At 62.1% G+C, this 21,550-nt stretch carries 19 protein-coding genes; 13 read left to right on the forward strand and 6 right to left on the reverse strand.

Annotation, left to right across the window (positions count from 1 at the left end; genetic code table 11):
- Nucleotides 1-28 precede the first annotated feature (28 nt).
- The 10 genes from EPO61_11985 (at nt 29) to EPO61_12030 (ending at nt 11,799) form a co-directional block, all read left to right on the forward strand.
- A complete protein-coding gene (locus EPO61_11985; GenBank protein TAJ07841.1) occupies nt 29-847 on the forward strand; it encodes a DUF3365 domain-containing protein in 819 nt (272 codons plus the stop codon).
- Nucleotides 848-964: 117 nt separating this feature from the next.
- Nucleotides 965-1,327, forward strand: a complete 363-nt coding sequence (locus EPO61_11990; protein ID TAJ07842.1) for a response regulator — start codon at nt 965-967, stop codon at nt 1,325-1,327.
- Between the two features lie 32 nt (nt 1,328-1,359).
- Complete coding sequence (locus EPO61_11995) at nt 1,360-1,872, forward strand: purine-binding chemotaxis protein CheW (protein TAJ07843.1); 513 nt, start codon at nt 1,360-1,362, stop codon at nt 1,870-1,872.
- A 70-nt stretch (nt 1,873-1,942) separates the two neighbouring features.
- Nucleotides 1,943-3,814, forward strand: coding sequence for a methyl-accepting chemotaxis protein (locus EPO61_12000; GenBank protein TAJ07844.1), 1,872 nt, complete (start codon nt 1,943-1,945; stop codon nt 3,812-3,814).
- 50 nt (nt 3,815-3,864) lie between these two features.
- Nucleotides 3,865-6,726 (forward strand): response regulator, encoded by a 2,862-nt coding sequence (locus tag EPO61_12005; protein ID TAJ07845.1) that lies wholly within the window; start codon nt 3,865-3,867, stop codon nt 6,724-6,726.
- Between the two features lie 60 nt (nt 6,727-6,786).
- Nucleotides 6,787-7,413, forward strand: a complete 627-nt coding sequence (locus EPO61_12010) for a chemotaxis protein CheW (protein TAJ07846.1) — start codon at nt 6,787-6,789, stop codon at nt 7,411-7,413.
- Entirely contained in the window at nt 7,382-7,888 is a 507-nt protein-coding gene (locus EPO61_12015) for a hypothetical protein (protein TAJ07847.1), read from the forward strand. The genes EPO61_12010 and EPO61_12015 overlap by 32 nt, the downstream gene beginning before the upstream one ends.
- Nucleotides 7,888-9,612 (forward strand): response regulator, encoded by a 1,725-nt coding sequence (locus tag EPO61_12020; GenBank protein TAJ07848.1) that lies wholly within the window; start codon nt 7,888-7,890, stop codon nt 9,610-9,612. The genes EPO61_12015 and EPO61_12020 overlap by 1 nt, the downstream gene beginning before the upstream one ends.
- 49 nt (nt 9,613-9,661) lie before the next feature.
- Nucleotides 9,662-10,690: a hypothetical protein gene (locus tag EPO61_12025; GenBank protein TAJ07849.1), complete on the forward strand. Its 1,029-nt coding sequence runs from the start codon at nt 9,662-9,664 to the stop codon at nt 10,688-10,690.
- Nucleotides 10,691-11,289: 599 nt separating this feature from the next.
- Complete coding sequence (locus EPO61_12030) at nt 11,290-11,799, forward strand: hypothetical protein (GenBank protein TAJ07850.1); 510 nt, start codon at nt 11,290-11,292, stop codon at nt 11,797-11,799.
- Between the two features lie 21 nt (nt 11,800-11,820).
- Here the strand turns inward: EPO61_12030 and lpxD are convergent, their stop codons facing one another.
- The 5 genes from lpxD to EPO61_12055 form a co-directional block, all read right to left on the reverse strand.
- Nucleotides 11,821-12,909, reverse strand: a complete 1,089-nt coding sequence (gene lpxD / locus EPO61_12035; protein ID TAJ07851.1) for a UDP-3-O-(3-hydroxymyristoyl)glucosamine N-acyltransferase — start codon at nt 12,907-12,909, stop codon at nt 11,821-11,823.
- A gap of 9 nt (nt 12,910-12,918) precedes the next feature.
- The gene (locus tag EPO61_12040; protein ID TAJ07852.1) at nt 12,919-13,239 is read right to left on the reverse strand and encodes a hypothetical protein; all 321 of its coding nucleotides are present in this window, start codon (nt 13,237-13,239) and stop codon (nt 12,919-12,921) included.
- Between the two features lie 48 nt (nt 13,240-13,287).
- The gene (fabF, locus tag EPO61_12045) at nt 13,288-14,541 is read right to left on the reverse strand and encodes a beta-ketoacyl-[acyl-carrier-protein] synthase II (GenBank protein TAJ07853.1); all 1,254 of its coding nucleotides are present in this window, start codon (nt 14,539-14,541) and stop codon (nt 13,288-13,290) included.
- 105 nt (nt 14,542-14,646) lie between these two features.
- Nucleotides 14,647-15,738, reverse strand: a complete 1,092-nt coding sequence (gene lptG, locus EPO61_12050; GenBank protein TAJ07854.1) for an LPS export ABC transporter permease LptG — start codon at nt 15,736-15,738, stop codon at nt 14,647-14,649.
- Nucleotides 15,739-15,755: 17 nt separating this feature from the next.
- Complete coding sequence (locus EPO61_12055; GenBank protein ID TAJ07855.1) at nt 15,756-16,907, reverse strand: YjgP/YjgQ family permease; 1,152 nt, start codon at nt 16,905-16,907, stop codon at nt 15,756-15,758.
- Between the two features lie 284 nt (nt 16,908-17,191).
- Between EPO61_12055 and EPO61_12060 the strand changes: the two genes are divergently transcribed.
- The 3 genes from EPO61_12060 (at nt 17,192) to EPO61_12070 (ending at nt 20,425) form a co-directional block, all read left to right on the forward strand.
- Nucleotides 17,192-17,398: a cold shock domain-containing protein gene (locus tag EPO61_12060; GenBank protein ID TAJ07856.1), complete on the forward strand. Its 207-nt coding sequence runs from the start codon at nt 17,192-17,194 to the stop codon at nt 17,396-17,398.
- Nucleotides 17,399-17,626: 228 nt separating this feature from the next.
- Nucleotides 17,627-19,597 carry a tetratricopeptide repeat protein gene (locus EPO61_12065; protein ID TAJ07857.1) on the forward strand — a complete coding sequence of 657 codons (1,971 nt, stop codon included), beginning with the start codon at nt 17,627-17,629 and terminating at the stop codon, nt 19,595-19,597.
- A 12-nt stretch (nt 19,598-19,609) separates the two neighbouring features.
- The gene (locus EPO61_12070) at nt 19,610-20,425 is read left to right on the forward strand and encodes a DUF2075 domain-containing protein (protein ID TAJ07858.1); all 816 of its coding nucleotides are present in this window, start codon (nt 19,610-19,612) and stop codon (nt 20,423-20,425) included.
- A gap of 80 nt (nt 20,426-20,505) precedes the next feature.
- Here the strand turns inward: EPO61_12070 and EPO61_12075 are convergent, their stop codons facing one another.
- Nucleotides 20,506-21,465, reverse strand: a complete 960-nt coding sequence (locus EPO61_12075; protein TAJ07859.1) for a D-glycerate dehydrogenase — start codon at nt 21,463-21,465, stop codon at nt 20,506-20,508.
- Nucleotides 21,466-21,550 lie beyond the last annotated feature (85 nt).

The raw sequence follows: 21,550 nt of genomic DNA on the forward strand, positions 1-21,550 counted from the left end.
GCTTGAACGGCGGTACGGTTTTGTAGAGATGATCGCGTGCTTCGACGAAACGGCTGAAGCACTGATATCTTGCGTGGTCCGGATCCTGGGCCGCACAACCGAGGAGGACATTATGCGAGTCACGATTGCCCCAAGCGGCCTGGCGATCGGCCTGTTTGCTGTCTTCATGTGTCTCCCCTGGTCGGCGTTTGCAGCCAATGAGACCGAAACCGCGTTGCTGTTGATCGAGCTTGTCCAAGCGGGGCGCACGGTCGTTACTGAACATCAAGAGCTACTCAACGATCCTGCCAGGGGTGACAAGGGATTCACGCCGGAATATTTCGGAGCTAAACTCATCGAAAAATATAGGGACGTGGCCAAGATTGATCTGAGCCGTGCCACACCCTCTCCGCAAACGGGGTTGTTGCTCACGCTGCTGGAATCAGGGAAGGAAGTCGTGGCGGAAGCCCAGCCGGTTCTCAATAAGCAGGGCATTGCCTTCAAGGGCTTTATTCCCGCCGCCTGGGGACGAAAAACCGGCGAGAAGTTCACGAAGAAGACCGGCGTGAAACTGAAACTCACGGCTATGGAATACCGATACCCAGGCAACAAGCCGGATGAGTTCGAGTCCGAGGTGCTCAGACAATTTTCCGAGCCTTCCTATGCCAAGGGACGGGAGTTCAGCCGGGTGTTGGTGCAGGACGGCCGGCAGGTGTTGCGGATGATGAAGCCCGAGTATGTGGGGCCAAAATGCCTGGGGTGCCATGGGGAACCCAAAGGCGAACGGGACAAGACGGGTATGAAAAAAGAAGGGCTCAAAGAAGGGGATTTGGCCGGGGCGATCAGCCTGACCATCCCGATTCGCTAGAGAGCTGGCGGGAGTCGGCGCGATGTTCCGTCGGGAATCCAGGCGGAACATCAGCCTATGGCGGCAAGCTGGGTTGCAGGAGACGGTTGCACGAAGTGAAAGGGAGGCCTAGTTCCAATGAGTAAGATTGTAGTTGTGGACGATTCCAACGCCGAGCTGCAGCTGATCGAGGGCTATTTGAGAGGCGCCGGGCATACCGTCGTGTCCTATCCGAGTTCCGAGAAACTTGAGGACCGCTTGGTCATCGACCACCCGGAACTCATTATTCTGGATGTGGTCATGCCGGGCAGAAACGGGTTCCAGACTTGCCGGGACCTCAAGAACGACGATCGCTTCAAGGGCATTCCGGTGGTGCTCTGCACGTCCAAAGGCGGGGACAGCGACAAGTTCTGGGGGCAACAACAAGGTGCCAACGGATACGTCGTTAAGCCGTTCAAGGCGGAAGAGTTGTTGGCTGCGGTGAAGAAGGCGCTCGGGTAACATCCCGGTCCGTTTCGGCGTGGTGGGCAATCATGAGCAATGCTGAGAACAAGGTCCCCCAGACCGTACAGCCCGGTGCGGTGGCCGCGAGGCCTGCGGCGTCCTTGCGGGTCTGTCTGATCAGTCTCGGGGGGGAATCGTTCGCGATCGACTTGCGGCATGTGCGGGAAGTCTTCGAAGTGGACAACTTGACGGTGGTTCCCGGGATGCCATCGGCCTTGACCGGGGTGGCGAACTTGCGCGGCGTGGTGATCCCGGTCGTGGATTTGCGCAGCCTGCTCGGGTTGCCCATAAGCGGGACGAAGTTGCCCTTTGCGGTGGTGCTGAAACACGGGACACATCAGGTCGGCGTATTGGTGGAGCAAGTGCCCGAGATTCGGACGGTTCATCAGGAGGATTTCTTGCCGGCTCCGTCCCGTGGCGTGCAAGGTCCCACCCCCTTTGTGAACGCGATCCTGAAGATGGACGACCGAATCGGCGGCGTCGTGGAGGTCCCGACGCTGTTGAGTTACGTGGAGAGCGGGACGGCACAACCACAGAGCTAGCTGAGGCGCGGGTAAGGATAGGCCTGAGGGCCCGTCCTTGGCCCTCCCCCGGACGACAAGGAGGCGAGGCATGGCGACGTTTGGACTCCTGACGTGGTTTAAAGATCAAAAGACGCTGACCAAGCTGATGCTCGGCTTCGCCGCCGTCGGTGTCATCATCGTCGCGGTCGGGATTGTCGGGCTGCTCGGACTCCAGCAACTGCGCCAGCAACTCCAGGTCGTGTATGAAAGCTCCACGGTGGCCCTGGGCAATCTGGGGACGACCAGCTCGAACCTGGGTCTCTATCACGACGCGATCCTGACGGCCGGGCGGGCGACCCGGAAGGCCGACTTCGACGATGCGGTGAAGCCGCTGGCAAGCCTCAAAGCCAAAACACTGGCGCCGCTCCAAGCCTATGCCTCGGGACAAATGCACGTGTCGGCCAGCGGTCGTGACGAGACGAAGGATTACCAGGCGCTGCAGCAGGCTTTGACCGCCTACTTTACGGCTGCCGAGGGGGCGATCAGCGCGTTTGAAGACAGCTTCTCGACCACGATGGCGCCCGACCAGCGGGCCATGATGCGTGACCTCGGCTTGCTGGCTCTGTCCGTGGACGTGTCCACCAAATACAGCGTGGCGACGAGCCGTGTGCGCGAGCTGCTGAACACCGTGCAGGATGTGGCCAAGGACTTGAACCAAACGGGGCAGGCCGTCGCCGAGCAGCGTACGCAGGTCGTGCTGATCGGAGCCGGGATTGCGATTTTGCTGGGCGGCGCCATCGGGTACCTCCTCGCCCGGTTCTTTTCTGAGGGCGTTACCCACATTGCGGTGGTCGCCCAACAGGCGGCATCCGGCAATCTGCAGGCCCGTGCCCAGGTGGACAGCAAGGACGAACTGGGCCAGATGGCCGCCTCCTTCAACGCCATGTTGGACCGGATCACCAAACTGGTGCAAACGGAAGACGAACGCGACCAGTTGCAGCGGCGCCTCATGGAGTTCCTCGTGCTGGTGGCCGAGGTCAGCAAAGGCGACTTGTCGAAGCGCGGCCAGGTCACGGCCGACATGTTCGGCAATCTGGCGGACGCCTTCAACCTCATGTTGGATCGGTTCGGCAAGCTCATGAATCAAGTGCGTGACGCGGCCGGCCGCGTGAACGCGTCCGCCGGCGCGCTGCTCGACACCGCCGGCGGCCTGACCCAGACCGCGCAACACCAGGCGGATGAGTCGACGCGGACACTCAAGGCGGTCGAAGGGTTGACCCAGTCCATGCGGCAGGTGGCCGACACCGCCGGCGCCTCGTCCGAGAGCGCCAAGCAGGCCCTGACTGCCACGGAGCGCGGCCGCGTGGCCGTGCAGGAAACCGTGCAAGACATGCAGAGCATCCGGGCGGCAGTGCAGCGCATGTCCAAGCAAGTCAAGGGACTCGGCGATCGCTCCCTGGAAATCTCTCAGATCGTGTCGACGATTCGCGACATTGCCTCTCAAACCAACCTGCTGGCGTTGAACGCCGCGATCGAGGCGGCCGGCGCCGGCGAGGCCGGGGCCCGGTTTGCCGTCGTCGCCGACCAGGTCCGCAAGTTGGCCGAGAGCTCGACCCAGGCCACGAAAGAAATCGCCGACCTGGTGAAGGTCATTCAGACGGAAACCCAGGATGCCGTGGTGGCCATGGAGCAGGAAACCCAGGCGGTGGAAGCCGGTTCGGCCTCCGCCTTGCGTACGGGTGACGTGTTCAAAGAGATTTCGCAGATCGCCCAACGATCGGCGGAAATCGCCCAGGTCATCGCCGAGTCGTCGATTCAGCAGACGGCGGCGACCGAGGAAGTGGCGCGCACCATCAAGGACATCACCGGCGGCGCGACGGCGACGCTGCAATCGGCCGACCAGACCAGGCAGACCGTCGAAGAGGTGGCCAAACTGGCGGAAGGTCTCACAAGCTCCGTGGCGCAGTTCAAAGTGGCCTAGTCTCCGATTCGACCCGGCTCCCGGGTGAGGTGCGCGAGCATGAGGTCTCGATGAGCGGCGACTCCCAGCCCGAATCGTTGGTCGGCGTGTTTCTGGCGGAAGCGGCTGAAGGTCTGGAAGGCCTGCGGTCCGCCTTGCATCCGGCTGATGGCTCCGTTCCCCCGCCGGTCTCCGTTCAGCCCGAATACATTATCGCCCACCGGCTCAGAGGAGCGGCCTCCTTGTACGGTTTTATCGGCGTGGCCGGGCTGGCCGAGGTGATGGAGGGGGCGCTCGAAGGGGCGGCCGCGTATCCGTCCGCAGAATGGCCGGGATTCGTCGAGGTCTTGCGTGACCTTCTGGAGGCCTTGCAGGTTCAGATCGACCGGATCAATCGTCTGGGGGCGGAGGATCAAGCCGCCTGTGAAGAATGGAAGATGCGCCATGCCCAGCATATCCCGTCACCCGCGGCGTCATCCGGGCCCTCCGTTTCGGCGGCGCAGCTGTCGGATGTGTACCTGTTGCCGGAACTGGATGCGGAAGTCTTTTCCTATTTCGCTCCCGAAGCGCAGGAATACGTGGAGGCGATCGAAGCCTCGCTGCTGAAGCTGGACAAGGAGCCCCACAATCCCGAGACGATCCAGCTTTTGTTCCGCACGGCCCATACGCTCAAAGGCTCCGCCTACACGGTCGGCTTTACGGCCATTGGCGATCTCATCCATCACGTCGAGGACCTGATGGGCGCCGTTCAAGAGGGCCGCATGCAGGTCACCTCCGGGATGGCGGACGCGATTTTCAAGTCAGTCGACGTCGTGCGATTGCTGTTGAAGCGGGACTCCCGCCTGCTGGCGCAAGTGCGCGGTGAATTCGTCGCCGTGCAGCAACGACTCCAGCGGATGGCGGCGACTCCGGCCGAGGCTATGCCTGTGGTCGTGGCTGCTCCCGTCCCGGTGGCTGTTCCCCGGGAAGTTCCGGCTGAGCCGCCGCCGCAGGTCGAGGCACAGGAAGCGGCCGCGGGCGAGGCGGCCAAGGCGGCTCCGAAAGAGATTGAGGAAGGAGCGGTCATCCGCGTCAGCCGGGAGCGGCTGGAGCGCCTGCTCAATCTGGTGGGCGAGTTGGTCATCGGACGCGGGCGGTTGGAACAGCGGCTGTTGGTACTGGAACAATTATCCGGCCAGGTGCTGGTCTACAAGAACCGCCTTTCGGAATCGGTCCGGTCGTTTGAGGAAAAGCATGCCTTCACGCTGCCGGCGCCCTCGGCGGGAACCGGTGACGTCGGGGGAGCTGGGTTCAACGCCCTGATCGATTTTGGGGCTCTGGAATTCGACAAGTACGACGACTTCAACATTCTGGCGCGTCGCGTGGCCGAGATTTCCGCGGACGTCGGCGAATCCATGTCCCAGCTCAGCGGATCGATCCGCAAAGCGCGCGAGGACATGGGCCACCTCCAGCGGCTGACGCTCGGGATGCGGGACGAGATCGCGCGGGCTCGCATGGTCCCCATCGGCACCCCGTTTACCCGTTTCCGGCGCGCAGTCCGCGAGATGGCGCGGGCGACCGGGAAGGATGTGAACTTGATCACGTCCGGCGAACAGACCGAAGTGGATACCGTGCTGGTGGAGCGGCTGGTGGACCCCCTCGTGCACCTGGTGCGCAACGCGGTCTATCACGGGATCGAAACCACGGCGGTCCGCGTGGCGAGGGGCAAGCCGGCGGCCGGGACGGTCTACCTGCATGCCGCCCATCGGGGCAACGCGGCGATCATCGAAGTCGAAGATGACGGGGGGGGCATCGACGTCGAAAAAATCAAGGCCAAGGCAGTCGCCATGGGGGTTGTTCGTCCGGAGTTGGCGGCGAGCATGAGCGATTCGGAAGCCATGAAGTTGATCTTCCTGCCCGGTTTCTCAACGGCCGACACGGTCGGAGACCAGGCGGGACGCGGCGTGGGCATGGATGTCGTGAAGCGGGCGATCGAGGCCATCAACGGGCATATCGACATTGAGACGGAAAAAGGCGCCGGGACCAAGTTCACCCTCAGTCTGCCGCTTACGCTGCTGATCTCCACCGCGCTGTTGGTGCGGGTGGGCACGGACCGGTATGCGATTCCACTGGCCAGCATCCGGGAGGTGGTCTTGCCGGCACGGGGCGCCATTCAGGAGATCAGCGGCAGGGCGATTCTCCAGGTCGGCGAGGAAGCCATCGACGTCCGATCCTTCGCCCTTTTACTGGGACTGGACCAACAATCTTCGGACGGACCTTTGCCGGTCGTCATCGTCCGCACCTCAACCGGCGCGATCGGTCTGGCGGTGGATGAGTTGCTGGGGCGCCAAGAGATCGTCATCAAGGCCCTGGGGACGCTCAAGCCGTTCAGGGAGTCCTGTTTTGTGGGTGCCACGATCGATCCTGAAGGCCGTGTGGTGCTGGTCGTGGACGTGAGCCGCATGGTCGGCGGCCGCCGCGCGGAGGCCTTGCCTGCGTCCGAGACCGCGCCGACTGCGCTTCTGGGAGAAGGGACGGAGGAAGAGGATCTCCTGCCGAGTTTCGGCCCGCCCGCTTCCGGTATTCTGCTCATCGACGACTCCTTGAGTGTCAGAAAGTTCGTCGGGCGCATGTTGGAGGGCGGCGGGTATGAAGTCGATACGGCCGTGGACGGAGAAGACGGCTTGCGCAAGGCGTCGGCCCGTTCGTATCAGTTGATCATCACCGATCTTGAAATGCCGAAGCTCAACGGCTATGAAGTGATCCAAGCGCTGAGAACGAGGCAGCAGACGAAGCACACGCCGATCTTGGTGATGACCACGAGGGCGGGAGAGAAGCACCGTCAGATGGCGTTGAGCATGGGGGCGACGGGCTACATTACCAAGCCGGTGGAAGAGAAGGCATTGATCTTGGAAGTTGAGCAGCGCATCGGGGCGACCGGGGCCAGGGCCTGAGTCGCCGCCGGCGGGCTTGTCTTCAGGCGAACCGGCGCAGGCAGGGGAGGGTAGCGGCACATGAGCCTCCGTGGCCGCACAGTCGGCACGACGTCCCTCGTGGCCGAGGCGCAGTTTCTCGTGGTGGTATCCGGGGGCGTGCCGGTGGCGATTCCCTCGGACCTCGTCCGCGGCATTCTTCAGCCGGAGGACAGCCAGCGTGAGCAGACGATCATTTGGCTGGGCGTCGCCTATCCCCTGACCAGCTTGGCGGATCGGTTTGGCTGGTCCCGCGCGGCTTGGACCCCTGAGACAAGAGCCATTCTCTTTGGGCTGGGCAATTCCATGCTGGCGTTTTCCGTGGACCGGGTCATGGGGCTGACGGACGTGGATCGGCGGCAGATCAAGCCACTGCCCCCTCATTTTTCAGGACCGGAGCGGAAATGGATCACCGGGCTCTTTCTCTTTCGTGAGAGCCTCGCCCTGGTCCCGGACCTAACCTGGCTCATCGGATCGCCACAGGAGGAAGCCCAAGCGGCGGCCTTGATCGAAGAATCCCCGAATCCGGTCCAGGTTTCTGCGGCGCGAGGGATGCGACAGGAGCCGGAGACGGTCGAAGCCGAAGAGGTAAACCTTGCCGATCAGTTGGACGTGGAGCCGATCGAGGAAGTGAGCGATGCTGAAAACGCCCCGTGGGCCGATATCTAAAGTCGCCACTCCGCTGGCGTCGTTGGTGGTCTTCGTGGTTGGAGGCAAGCGCCTGGCCGCCCGGGCGGAAGAGATCGGCGGCGTGCGTGCCTGGAGCCCGGCGCTCCCGGTGCCCAGCCGGACTCCATTCATCAGTGCGGTGGTGCGTTATGGGGATGAGGTGCTGCCGGTCTATGACTTGGCAGCCAGGCTTGGGGTGCGGATCGCGGAAGGTGATCCCCTGTGCCTCTTTGCCAAGCGCCGCGACGGAGTGATGGCGGTCCGTATCGATGCCGAGATCCCGACCTTGCATGCCGTTGACCCTGCCGGGATTCGTCCTGCGTCGAGCCAGGACCCCGACATGGCCGGGACCTGCATGATCGGAGGGGAAGCGGTCCCGGTGTATTCCTTGGCCACGTTGGGCCTGGAGGCCAGGCCCAACGGCCCCGCGGTAAGCGTTCATGAAAGGGACGGACGAAAGTCCGCGATGATGTAATGGCGAGAGTGTTGGTTGCGGATGACAGTATTGCCGTGCGGAAGGTGGCCGAACGTCTCTTAATGGGGGCCGGCCTGGAAGTGGCTTTGGCGGCCAACGCGGAGGAAGCCTTGGCCTGGCTGGCCAGTGAGCGGCCGGACGTCGTGGTGACCGATGTGATTATGCCCGACAAGAGCGGCTATGACGTGTGCAATTTCGTCCGTCGTCAGCCGGCCTTGTCCGGCACGCCCGTGCTGTTGATCTCCGGCATCGTCAATGACGAGGTAACCAGGCAAGCCGAGTCCTGCCGGGCCGACGGCGTGCTCAAGAAGCCGTTTCAAGGGACTTCGCTGCAGGACCGCGTGATCGAACTGTTGCGGAAGCGGGAGGGACAACCAACCGCCCCGGCAATCGCGCCGTCGCCGGTTGAAGCTCTCGTGTCGGCGGCTGCGGCACCTGCGCCGGGCCCGGCTGAAATCTCCGTTCCGGCAGAAGTCCAGGCCGTGTCCGCGCCGCCTGTTGTTCCCAAAGTGTATAAGATCACGGAAGAACAGCTGCAATCGTTCCGTCAGTCCTCTGCTCGGATCAAAGAATTGGAAGGAATGTTGGCAGAGGAGCAGGCCCGGTCGGCCGGCCTGGCCCGGCAGGTGTTGGGGAACGAAGAGACTCAACGGCGCATCGCGGCCCTGGAAGCCGCCCTTGCCGAAGAACAGGCCAAGTCTTTGCAGGCGGCCCACCAGGCGGAGCTGGCGGACCAAGCGGGAAGTCGGATTGTGGAGCTGGAAATGCGGTTGGCGGAGGAACAGAGCCGAGCCGCCGGCGCCGCCGAACAGGCGCAGAAGCTTCTCGATGCCGAAGCGAGGATTCGCGAGCTGGAGAGCTTGCTGACCAGCGGGCAGAGCCAGCCGGTTCAGGTTGCGCTCCTGACGGAACAGGTGACACAAGGGGAGGGACGGATCAAGGAGTTGGAAGCCGGCCTCGAGGCGGAGCGTGTCCGTGCCCAACAGCTTGAGGAGCAGGCCAGGCGTGCAAGCCTGGCTGAGGCGCGTATCCAGGAATTGGAGGTGTTGCTGGGAGCCGAGCAAGGGCAATCTGCCCGGCAGGCTGAGCAGGCATCCAGATTGACTCAGGCGGAACAACGGATCGTCGAATTAGAGCAAGCGCTCGCCCAGGAAACTTCCCGTTCGGCCAAGTTGGCGCAGCAGGCGGAAGCAGCGGGGCAGCGTGAGGGCCAGGTCTCGGAACTGGCGCGCCTACTTGAGGAGGAGCGGGTCAAATCTGTCGGCTTGGCTCAACAGGCATCCCTGGCGGAGGCGTTACAGCAGCGCGTGCAAGCGCTCGAATCCGGGTTGGCGCAGCGGGCGGGACGGGAGGCTGGTCTGGCTCAACCGGCGTCGGCGACCGGAGACGCCGCGCCACAGATCGCACACCTGGAAGAACTGCTGGCGCAGGAGCAAACCCGGTCCTCCTATTTGCTCCAACGTTTGCAGCGCACGTCATCCGCACCGCCTTCCGCAGCCCCTTCGGCAAGTGAGGCGGAGGCTGAGCAGAAAGTGGCCGAGTTCCGTGCCTTGGTGCGACAGGAGCAGGAACAGGCGACCGGTTTGCTGCAGCGAGTGCTGGAAACCGGAGAGGCTGTCTCAGCCATGCAATTGCGGCTGGAGGAGATCGAAAAACGTCTGGCCGGAATAGTCGGATCGGATGTCCCGGGGCGCAGCCCAGGCCCTGCCGCGTCCGATGCCTGAGTCGTCCCCTGTGTGCTCGATCAGGCGTCAAGGATGAGGATGCAGTTGCATGCAGCCGAATCAACAGGAAGATCAGTTTCTGGAAGAAGTCATCGGGCTCTTCGCTCTCGAAGGGCAGGAATGGCTGGAGCAGATCCGCGCAGCCCAAGCGGAATTAGAACAACACCCGCCTCCCGACGAGGTGAAGAAGCTCTGCGAGACAATCCGGCGGGCTTTGGCGAGTCTCGGCGGATCTGCAGCCACGGTCGAATTGACGGTTGTCGAGCAGATTGCGCATGGCCTGCTCGCGCTGGTCGAATCCCTCCAAGGCGACGCCTCTCCTGATGTCTCACCGTGTTGGAAGGCGCTGGGAGAGGGGCTCGACGCTCTGACGCAGGTACTCAGGGACTTGGCGGCGCGGGGATCGGCGGCGGCGGTCGGCCTGGAACCGATCCGGAGGCGGATTGAAGAAGCGCTGGTCCAGCCTGGGCCTTCGGGCCTGGCCGTTCCTTCTGCTGCGCCCCCTCTTGCCACAGCCACAGTCCTGTCCTCTCCGGCAGGTGGCGCGTCCGGCGTCATGCAAGCGCTCCTGGCCCTTCGGAAAACGCCGGACCTCCAATCCGGAACCAAGGATCGGGTGTTGGACCGGCTTCTGACCAGGTTGAAAAGCCAACTAGAAGGGGAAGTCACCGATCCGGATTCTGCGACGGTGCTGCGGGTTGTTGAGGAGATGGAGGGACAGGAACGAGCGTTCCTGAACACACTGCGGCAACTGTTGCCGCAGCTCATCGGGGGCCTGTCCGACATGAAATCGTTGGCGGGTGGCTCCTTGGTCTCCGACGAGCAGGTGAAGCAGTTGATCGAGACGGTGGAAGGTTTGAAGGACGCGGCCGCATCGGTTGGGGCGGTGCCGGTCGCCCAGTTCTGCGACGGACTGAAGATCTTCGTCGGAGTGCTGAGCCGTCGGCGTCTTGTCATTCCCCCGCAGCGGGTTGAGAAGGTGGAAGCGCGTCTGGGCGATGTGCAGCGGTGGACCGAACGCTGGTTCGAAACCGGCCGACTCGAGCGCGCGGCGATCCAGCAAACGGTGAGCCGATAGCCAGATTACCGTGTCGTTCACCCACAGGCGGACAATCCCAGCCAATCTGCTTAAAAAGCATGGCTCAACCCCTGTATCTTGTGGGCATAAATAAACGGCCAACAAGATTCACAAGCCCATGACAATACAATGGAATGATAGCCTAATATTTGTGCAGACTGCTGACCCTGCATGGTTACCGCCGGGCCAGAGCTTGATTCACAAGATTATCCCCATGTCATCCACAATTTTTGTGGACAGGGGGACAGAGGTGGCAAGGACGCCGATGCCAGGGTCGCAATCGTAGCGCGCGGATTCTGCCATGGGGCCTTCGAATGGCCGATGGAGCACAGTCTTTTGCGTCGACGACGGAGCAAGGCCTTGTGGGTGTGAGATTTTACAAGGTCGAAGATCGGAACAGCCGGTCTGACGAGGAGCGGCGAGGCAAGGTCCCCTCATGTCCGCGTCCAGCTTGCCGGAACGGGCCGGCCCTCTCTGCGCGGTATCGTGGAATAACCGGTTGCGATGGCGGCTTACGAACCGCCGTCTTTGCGCATCGCGATCGTCTGAAGGGGTGAGCTGTAGCCAAGATCATGCCAAAACTTATTTCATCCAGACGTGTGGATAACGAAACAGATCTGGCGAGGCAGTACGTCAAGACGCATATTCTCTTTCCGTCGGTGCTTCTGGGTTTCATTATGTTGCTGGCCGGAAGCGCCTCGCTCATCTACCAGTTCATGTTCGAGACCTACGGCTGGCAAACGTTTTTCGAGAGCACTGGCCTGCTGCTGCTGGGCGGATTGGTCGGATGGGGTCAAACGAAGTACCACCGATACCTGCTCCGTGAGTACCCGGGGTATTTTGCCGGCCGGCTGAAGTCGTTTTCGAAGACCGGGCCCAAGCGGCCCAAGAAGGAGTCCGCCGCGCGACCGCCCGAACATCCGGGGCAGAACTACGTTCCCTGGCTGTACCTGGGCGGGGTGCTGGTGCTGGTCGGCGCCGCTGTGGTTAGTGCGGTCTTCGGCCATGTCTACTATATGGCGGCGCTGCTGATGCCCTGGGCCGGGTTCTTTTGGGTGAAGATGTACGGCTGGCAGGGAGTGATTCCTCAGGGAGAAAGCAAACAGTAAAAAGGCAACGTGCACGGGCTTCTATTTTTTTATTTTCCCTCGCGCCTTTTTATTTGTGGGCTTGGCCGACTCCAAGGACCGAACACGTTGCTCCAGGTCGCGCACCTGCTGACGAAGTTCCGGTAGACGTGGAATGACCGCCTGGGCCTTGATGGCCGTTTCATGAGGCATGACCGGCGCTCCGGAGACGATCTGGTTCGACGTCAAGCTTCGGTTGACCCCAGAACGGGCCGCGATGAGCACCTGATCCCCGATTTCGATGTGGTCCGCCAGCCCCGCCTGTCCTCCGACGATCACGTGATGCCCCAGGACCGTGCTGCCGGCGATGCCGACCTGCGCGACCAGGATCGTGTCCTCTCCGATCGTCACGTTGTGGGCGATTTGCACGAGATTGTCCACTTTGGCGCCGCGTTTGACCAACGTTTGGCCGAAGGTGGCCCGATCCACCGTTACATTGGCGCCGAGTTCCACATCATCTTCGATTGTGACGCCGCCGAGTTGGGGAATCTTGTGGTGGCGGCCTTCGTGCAGCACGTACCCGAACCCGTCGCTGCCGATCACCGTGCCGCTGTGGACAATGACCCGCTTGCCGATGCAACAGCCTTCCCGCAGGGTCACGTTGGGGTAGAGGATGGAGTCATCCCCTACGACCGAATCGTCTCCCACGAACACGCCCGGGTAGAGTGTGACACGGGAGCCGATCTTCGCTCGGTGGCCTAACGTCACAAAGGGCCAGATCGATGCATCTGGGCCGATCTGAACGTCCCGGCCTCGGCAGACCTGTTCGGCGATGCCGCGGGGTTGGTAGGGGGCGACAAAAAAACGCTGGAGGATGCGGGCAAAGGCATACTTCGGGCTGGGGACGACGATCTGGGGACGGGCCAGCTCCGGGAGCGGCCGGACCACGACGAAGGCGGCGGCCTGCGAGGTCAGCGCAGCCTTGAGGTGTTTGTCTCCCTCCACGTAGGTCAGCTCGCCAGAGCCTGCCTGCTCCAAGCTGGAGGCGCCGATGATGAGCAGATCCGGTTGACCGATAAGCCGGCCCCCGACCGCCTCGCTGATCGCATCCAAACGAAGCCGCTGTGTAGGGGAGAGGGCCATGGAACGCATCCTTTCCGGTCAGCGCTTTTTCTTTTTCGCCGGCTTGGCGGCCGCTTGTTTGGGGGGCGGCTTGCGGGGCGCGGCTGGAGGCGCAGGCGCGAGCCTGTCCTCGACGTAGCCGGTCACGTCGGCGACGGTGACGAGCTTCTGCAGGTCACCGTCTGGAATCTGGATGTCGAAGGCTTCTTCGATCCGGAACAGGAGTTCGATGGTGGCCATGGAGTCCAAGCCCAGATCCTCGTGCAAGGCCTGGTCGGGTCTGATCGTCTGTACGTCCCGTTTCAAATAGTCGGCGAGTGCCTGGTGAATGCGTGGCGCAATAGCAGAAGAAGCTCCCATACTGAATCCTTTACGAAAGAGTGTGCCTGAGGGGCCGGCGCGCGCCGCTCAGACAAAGCGTTTCAAGACCAGCGCGGCGTTGTTGCTGCCGAACCCGAATGCATTGAGCAGGGCCACCCTGAGAGGCCGCTCTTGTGTGTTCCGTGAGATCCCAGCCAGGGCGCAAGCCGGGTCCGGGTCCTCGTAATTCGCGGTCGGATGCACCTGCCCCGTTTCCAACGCCAAGGAAGAAGCAATGGCACCCATGGCGCCGGCTGCGCCGAGGGTATGTCCGATCAAGGACTTGGAGGCGTTGATCAGGATCCGCTCCGCACGCGACTTGAACAAGCGTCGAATAGCTTTCGCTTCGACTGCGTCCCCGATCGGGGTCGAGGTGGCATGGGCGTTGATGTAGTCCACCTGTGCCGTGGTGACCTCCGCATCGTCCAGGGCCAGCTTCATGGTGGCGGCGACGTCCGTCCCGTCCTCGCGCGGGATGACCATGTGGTAGGCCTCGCTGGTGGCTGCGTACCCGGCCACTTCCGCATAGATCCTGGCCTTGCGTTTCTTGGCATGGGCCAAGCTCTCCAGAATCAGGGCGCCCGCCCCTTCGCCCATGACGAAGCCGTCACGAGCATTGTCGAAGGGCCGCGAGGCCCGTTCCGGCTCCTCGTTGAAGCCGGTGGAGAGGACCCGCAGCGAACAGAATCCGGCGAAGACCAACGGGGTGATGCTGGCGTCGGCGCCGGCCGTGATGATCACGTCGGCTTGGCCGGATCGGATACAGGTCAGGGCCTGGCCGAGCGCATGGGCGCTGGAGGAGCAGGCGGTCGAGATGGTCAGGTTGGGGCCTTTGGCTCCGTGCGCCATAGCCACGATGCCGGAGGCCGAGTTCAAGGTGATCGCCGGGATGAAGTTGGGATGCACCCGGTTGGGTTTCAGACTCTGGTACAGCTGGGTGATCTCGCGTTCGCCCATGACCATGCCGCCCATGCCGGCGCCCACGATGACTCCGACCCGGTGGGGTGGTTCCCGGTCCATGCGCAGGCCTGAATCGGTCAGAGCCTCCTGCGTGGCCACCAGGGCAAATTGGGCGTACCGATCCACGCGGTCCGGATTGACGGACGGTGGAAACTGCGCCGACTCGAAGCCGGTCACCTGGCCGGCCACCCGGCAGCGATAGGCGTCCAACGGCAAGTCGCCGAACGGCTTGATCGCGGTGATGCCCGAGCGCCCTTCCAGCGCCGCTTTCCAAAAGGTGGGGACTCCGATGCCGATCGGGGACACCACGCCCAGTCCAGTCACGACGACTCTCGTTTTCATCGAAGTCCTGCGCCGCATGTCGTGCAAATGATCACAGCGGTTCTTTTACTCTATGGCCTAGGCACAGTCAACCGGCGGTCCGATTGCCGGCAGGACGTCGGACCGTTACTGCCGGACTTTCAACAGCAGATACCCGCCGAAGGAAAGAAACAATAGGTTGGCCATCCACCCGGCCAACAGCGGGGCCATGGCCCCGCTGCGCCCCAAGGCGATCGAGACCGAGTGCGTGGTCCAATACAGAAACCCGATGGCGAGTGCCTGGCCGATCCCCACGGCCATCCCGCTCCCGCGCACGCCGCTCCGCCTGAGGCTCAAGGCGATCCCCACGATGGCCATGATCAGGCAGACGAAGGGAAAGGCCACGCGTCCGTGGTAATCGGTCAGCATCCTCGAAAAGCTGTACCCGTCCCGGCGCAGCCGTTCAACGTAGGCGTTGAGCGCGGGCAGGGTCATTTCGTCCGATTCCACCTTCGCCCAGGTGCTGAAGTCCTCCGGAGTCTGGGACATCTCGATCGGTCTGGTGCGAAACCGCTCGACGGTGAACCGTCCGTCCGGTGAGAGGGTCCGTTGCACGCCATCGGTCAGGACCCAGCCTTGCTCTCCGTAGCGGATGGCCTTTGCTTCGATGATGTCGGTCAGTCGAAAGTCCGGCGCCAGGCGGTAGAGGTTGACGCCTCGCAGCGTGTTGCCGTCCGGTTCCACCATCTCGATGTTGAGGAGCGTTCGGTTGCCGGCCTGGATCCAGGGCCGGTCGGCTTTGAATGTGGCGAGGCCGCTTCGTTTTTCGATCAAAGCGGTCTTGATGTACTCGGCCTTGGCGGTCGCGAACGGCATGATCAGGGCGCTGAGGCTGAGCAACGTGAGCGAGAGCAGAAATGCGACGGCGATGAAGGGGGCGGCGATGCGATACAGGCTGATGCCGCAACTGCGCATCGCGGTGATTTCGTGGGTGCGAGACAACACGCCCAACGCCAAGAGGGTGGCCATGAGGACGCCGAGCGGCGCGATTTGAAAAGCAATCCCTGGGGTGCGGCAGAGAAAATACCAGAGGATGGCCAATAATTCCGCGTCGTACCGGATGAACTTGCGGACCTTCTCGAAAAAGTCCACCACGAGGTAAACGGTCATCAGGCCGGCAAAGCACATGGCAAAGACTTTGCTGTACTCGGATACCATATAACGAAAGAGAATTGTCATCGGGGTGCCGGCGCCGGTTATCGTTGATTCACGCGATGGAACAGGACGAGCCCGAGGACAAGGAACACCCCGTTGGGCGCCCAAGCTCCCGCAAAGGGGGGCAAGATCAGAGTTGTCACGAAGAACTCGCAGAGCACGTTCAAGACGTAGTAAACGATGACGATCATGACCCCGACTGCAAAGCCACCCACGCGGCCGGACCGTTTGGACACGATGCCTACGGGCACGCCCAACATCCCGAAGATGAGCGAGGCGGTGGGGAAAGCCAGATCCTTGTAGGATTCCATCAGGCGGCGTAGGGCGCCGGTGTCGGTCCAGTTCGTGTCGTTCAACTTCTGAAGAACCGCCTCACGGGAGGGCCGTTCCTCTGTCGAGGTGTAGAGGCTTTGGTCCAGGCTGACCCGCAAGTCGTAGGATGAAAACGACACTTGGTGGTATTGCTCCAAATCGTGAGGGCGGCTGTGAATGGTTCCGTTGAGCAGCCGGATGCCCACGTGATTGTTCCCTGTCTCGTTCAGAAGGGTATAGTTGCTCGCGACGATGATCTTGGCTTCGGCAGGGGTGCGCTCGTCGGAGATGAAAATGCTCCGATCGTAGGCGCCTCCCTGGCTGTCGGAGACGTACATCACCATGTTGGGCACCGGCTCGTTGAACACTCCCTTGTCCAGGGCCAGCGTCAGTTGGTCCCGCAGCAGGTTCAAGGCCAGCTTCTTGAGCGAGATGCTGGTCCAGGGCTGTCCCCATTGCGACAACACGAGCGTCAGAACGAACACAAGGGAGGAAAAGACGAGGACCGGCGCCGAGAGGCGGACCAGGCTCAGCCCCGCCGCGCGCATCGCGACCAGTTCCTTGTCATAGGACAACCGGCTGAAGGCGGTAATCGAGGCAATGATGCCGGCTATGGGGAGGGTCAGGACCAAGAACGAGGGCAGGAGATGGAGAAAGACCTTGAAAACGGCCGAAAACCCGACGCCTTTCGAGACCAGGAGCTCGACGAGGCGGAGCAATTCTTTCGTCAGCATCACAAAGCAGAGGGCCAGGAGGCTGATGCAGAAGGGGGGGAGCAGTTCTGCGAAGATGTACCGATCCAGGAGCTTAGGCAAGCCAACCTCTGTGGGGGGTAGCCCTTCGGAGGCCACAATATAACGGATTTTCGAGGACTTGTAAATATTTCACGGACGAACCGTAGTAAGCAGATGCCGGTGTCGGCGAGGGGCTGCCACAAGTCTGTGCGAGAAAGAATCGCTTGACAAGCCAGGAGGCCTATGTTAAATGCTGCGCCGTTCGCGGGATTTGGTCATGGACTCTATGCTTTTGTAGTTGAGCGCCGCAGAGGGTTTGTGCCTTCTGCGGTCTTTTTTTATTCGTGGTTTGGCAAAGGGTTCACGGGCCGGATCGTTCAGCCTCCTGGGTGTCATCAGGCCTGAGGGGCAGTACAGGAAAGGAGGAGCGTGTGAGAAGTAAGGGTACAGTGAAATGGTTCAATGATCGCAAGGGGTTCGGATTCATCCGACTGGAGAGCGGAGAGGATGTCTTCGTGCATTACTCGGCGCTGCAAGGTGATGGATTCAAGACGTTAAAAGAAGGCGAGAACGTGGAATTCGATATCGTCCAAGGAGCCAAAGGCCCGCAAGCAGCCAACGTGCTGAAGATGGTGTAGCGGCGCCGCTGGCCCGCCAAGGAGCGGGTCTGATCTATCAAGTTAGGCGAGTTACTGGAAGGGCCCTCGGCTCCGAGCTGTGGGCCCTTTCATTTGGGTGGTTCTTCCGCCGGCGCTATCCCCGACAGGCCTACGTTGTTCCACTTGCTGGTGAGGCCGTTCAGGGCCACGCTTTCTTGACAACCCCCTAGTGACCTGATACGGTTCAACGTCCTGTCGGAGGGGCTTGTGGCGATTGATAAGCACGCCATTCTGGAGAGCGCCCAGCTCTATACGTCCAAGGGCCAGTTTGACAAAGCCATTGCGGAATGGAAGAAACTGACTACGGGGGCGCCTGCCGACGGGACAATCCTCAACACTATCGGTGACTTGCACCTCAAACGCAACGCCTCAGCCGAGGCGATTGAAGCCTTTTTCCAGGCCGCTGCGGCTTTTCGAACCGGGGACGCGGCGCTTAAGGCCATCGCCCTCTACAAAAAAATCCTGAAAGTCGATCCGGGCCGCGCAGACGCGTACTGCTGCATGGGGGACTTGAACGCCGAGCGGGGGCTGGTCGGGAACGCGGTCGCGGATTATTTGATTCTGGCCAAAATGCTCCTCAAAGCGGGGAAGCAAGACGAGGCTCTTGATGTGTATCGCAAGATCGCGGCCCTCGATCCGACCAATGCCGAAGCCGTGCAGCGTCTTGGCGGGGGAGCCGGGGATAGCCGCGGGGCGGGTCAGACAGCACGGGAGCAGACCTCGGTCTCTGGAGGTTTACGACCAGGCCAGGGGCAGGGAGGGGGGCCATCCGATGGCGGACGGGGGGCTGGAGCCGGGAAATTGCAGGTATCGCCGACGGCGGAACCTCCCGCGCCGGACGGTTCCTTCAAACTGCCGCCGGAATATACGCGGCAAGGTTTTTTGAGTGAGGCTATCAAGCTCACCTCGACCGGTCAGTTCACCGACGCAGAAACAGTCCTCATGGAAATGCTCAGCCGGGAACCGGGCGATCCGGAGGTCTGTCGGTTGCTGGCGACCCTCCATCTCAAGCGCGGCGAGTTGGCATGCGCCAAGGCGGAGTTCCAATTTTTGGCGGAAGCGGCCATGCGGGCGCACGATTGCGTCCTGGCCGAGAGCATGCTGCTGGAATACCTCAAGGCGGATCCCTCATGTGTGTCCCTCTGCGAACTGCTCGGGCGCCTCTACGAACAGAACGGCGACGCGGCGGCGGCGGCGGTTCAGTACGGTCGGGCACTGGAGGCATTGATTGCGACGCCGGATCCTGAACAGGCCACGCTCCCATTCGAACTCTACGAGAAAATCCTGCGTCTGGCCCCATCAAGTCCGCTCATCAGCCAGTATGCGGCCGTGTTTCCCTCCGCGGTCTCCTCCCAACCAGTCGGTGATACTGCTGTGCCTGTTATGGGAGAAGCGGGTGAGACAACGGTCGTCGAGCCGACGGAGCAGCCTCAAGAGGCCAAGGGAGGCACCCTGGCATTCCGGTTTTCAGAGTTCCAGGCAGATTCCGCGCGCAGGGATGAAGCCAAGGCAACAGAGGACCGGGAGAGTCGCGAGCGGGTGCCTTCCACGATGGTTTTCCGATTTGCCGGACAAGCCGACACGCCGGCTGAGCCTGAAGCGCCCACCGAGGTCGCCGCCGAGTCGATCCAGGAGCCGGCCGGCTGGGGACGGGAGGCAGAGGGGCCTGTGCCGGCCGCGGCCGAGCCGGACTTTGAGGAACAGTATCAGCTCGGACTGGCCTATCAGCAGATGGGACTCCCGGAGGCTGCAATCGAGGCACTGTTGGTGGCGATCAACGGCGCCGACCATTTCGCCGACTGCTGCCGGCTGTTGGCGTTGTGCAGCAAAGAACAGGGCCAGGTGCAAGAGGCGATCAACTATCTCGAACGGGGGCTGGCGAGTCCCAGGCCGCTGGCCGGCGAGGCGGTGGCCTTGTTGCGGTATGAGCTGGGTCTGCTCTACGAGGCCGGCGGACAGGTGGAGCAGGCGCTGCAAGCCTTTTCGGCGGTTCCGACGTTTCGAGATGTTCGCGAGCACATGGCCCGATTGAGCGATGGCCGGACGGGCGACCAGACGGCGCCTGCGTCCGCGTCGGAGGCGCTCATGGACGCCACACCAGTGGCCGTCGGGCGCCAATCTGCGGCCGGCGAGGCATCGGGGACGCAGAAGAAAAAACGGCGGATTTCCTACCTCTGAGGCTGAGAAACGATGAGTTTGCTTGAGCACTTTGGACTGCGCGAAAGCCCCTTTTCCATCACGATCGACAGCCGGTTCTTTCACAGCACGCAGCAGCATGCCGATGCGCTGGTGCGTTTGAAATATGCCGTCGAAAACATGAAAGGCTTGGCGGTGGTCGTGGGGGAGATCGGCGCGGGGAAGACCACCCTGGCGACGAGGCTTCTGGAAGAGCTCGAACAGGAAGCCTATGAAGCGGCGCTGCTGATCGTGATCCATGCCGCGGTGACCTCCGAATGGATGTTGCGCAAAATCGCCCTGCAGATGGGCATCGAGAATCCGGCCGAATCAAAGACCGAGTTGCTGACGCAACTGTCCCGACGCTTGGTCGAGGTCCACGAAAGCGGGAAGAAAGCCGTGGTGCTCATCGACGAGGCCCAGATGTTGCGCAGCCAGGAGCTCATGGAGGATTTTCGTGGCCTGCTGAACATCGAGGTGGACGGGCACAAGGCGGTTACGTTCGTCCTGTTCGGCCTCTCGGATCTGGATCGGGTCTTGTCCTTGGATCCGCCGCTACACCAGCGTGTGGCCATCCGCTGCCGGTTGACCGAGTTAGATGTGCCGGGCACGCAGGCCTACGTCACCCATCGGCTGGACATTGCCGGCTGTCATAAGCCCCTGTTCTCCCCCGAGTCCTTCGAGGCGATCTGCCGTTATACGAAAGGGACGCCCCGCCTGATCAACGCGCTCTGCGACAACGCCTTGCTGGAGGCTTATCTCCGCAAACGGGACCAAATCTGCGCGGACCTGATCAAGGAAGTCGCCCGCGACTTGAACCTGGCCATCTAGCATCGACAATTGATTCATGCGGCATTGATTCAATAGTCATTGACTCAATGATTCATGAGTCAAGTGCTCATCGTCGGTTCTTAAGTGATCCGGCTGGGAGCCGGTCGTCCCTCCAGGACCGCCAGAACATTCTCTACACACAGCAGGCCCATGCGGACCCTCGTGCCCAGGGTTGCCGATCCCAGGTGGGGTAGGGTGACCACTTGTGGGAGCGTCAGGAGGCCCGGGTGTACCCGCGGTTCGTCCTCATAGACGTCCAGCCCGGCTCCCGCCAGGCGGCCTGCCGTGAGTGCCGCCACGAGCGCGGCCTCGTCGACCACCGGCCCGCGCGACGTATTGAGCAAGATGGCGGTGGGACGCATCAATGAAAAGGCCTGCTCGCCGATCAGATGGCGGGTGTCACTGGTCAATGGGACATGGAGGCTGATGAAATCGGATTGCTGCAACAGCGTCTCAAGCATGACCTGCTGCCACGGTTTCATGGGGTCGGGCGACGATACGGACTTGTGGCTTGCATAGAGGACCGTCATCTCGAATCCCATCGCGCGACGCGCCACAGCTTGTCCGATCCGGCCCATCCCGACAATCCCCAAGGTCTGCCCTGATACCTCCGCTCCCAGCAATTGCGTCGGTTCCCAGCCGGTCCAGGCTCCGCGCTGGACGAGCTGGTGCCCCTCGGTGACGCAGCGGGCTGTGGCCAAGAGCAGTGCCCAGGTCAGGTCTGCCGTCGCGTCGGTCAGGACATCCGGCGTGTTGGTCACGATCACGCCGCGCGCCTTGGCCGCCTGGAGATCGATGTTGTTGTACCCGACCGCATGATTGGCAATCACTTGTAAGTGCGGGGCCGCACGCAAAAGAGTCTCGTCAATCTGCTCGGTCAGCGTGGTGATGATCGCCTGCGCGTTCCGGAGGCCTTGGACCAGAGTTTCCCGAGAAGGCGGATAAATATCCGGTTCGATAGTGAGGCGAAAACGTTCTCGAATCGCAGCCATGACCGGCGCGACGAGGAGTCTGGAAACGTACAGGGTTGGCTTGGTCATGGAGCGAATCTTAACGGATCGAAGGAGGCGGGACAATCGGGTTGTGGGTCCCTGCCTGGGGCTATTGCTAGACCGCATCGCGTCG

It is taken from the genome of Nitrospirota bacterium (genome assembly GCA_004296885.1).
In the GTDB taxonomy this organism is placed as follows: Bacteria; Nitrospirota; Nitrospiria; order Nitrospirales; family Nitrospiraceae; genus SYGV01.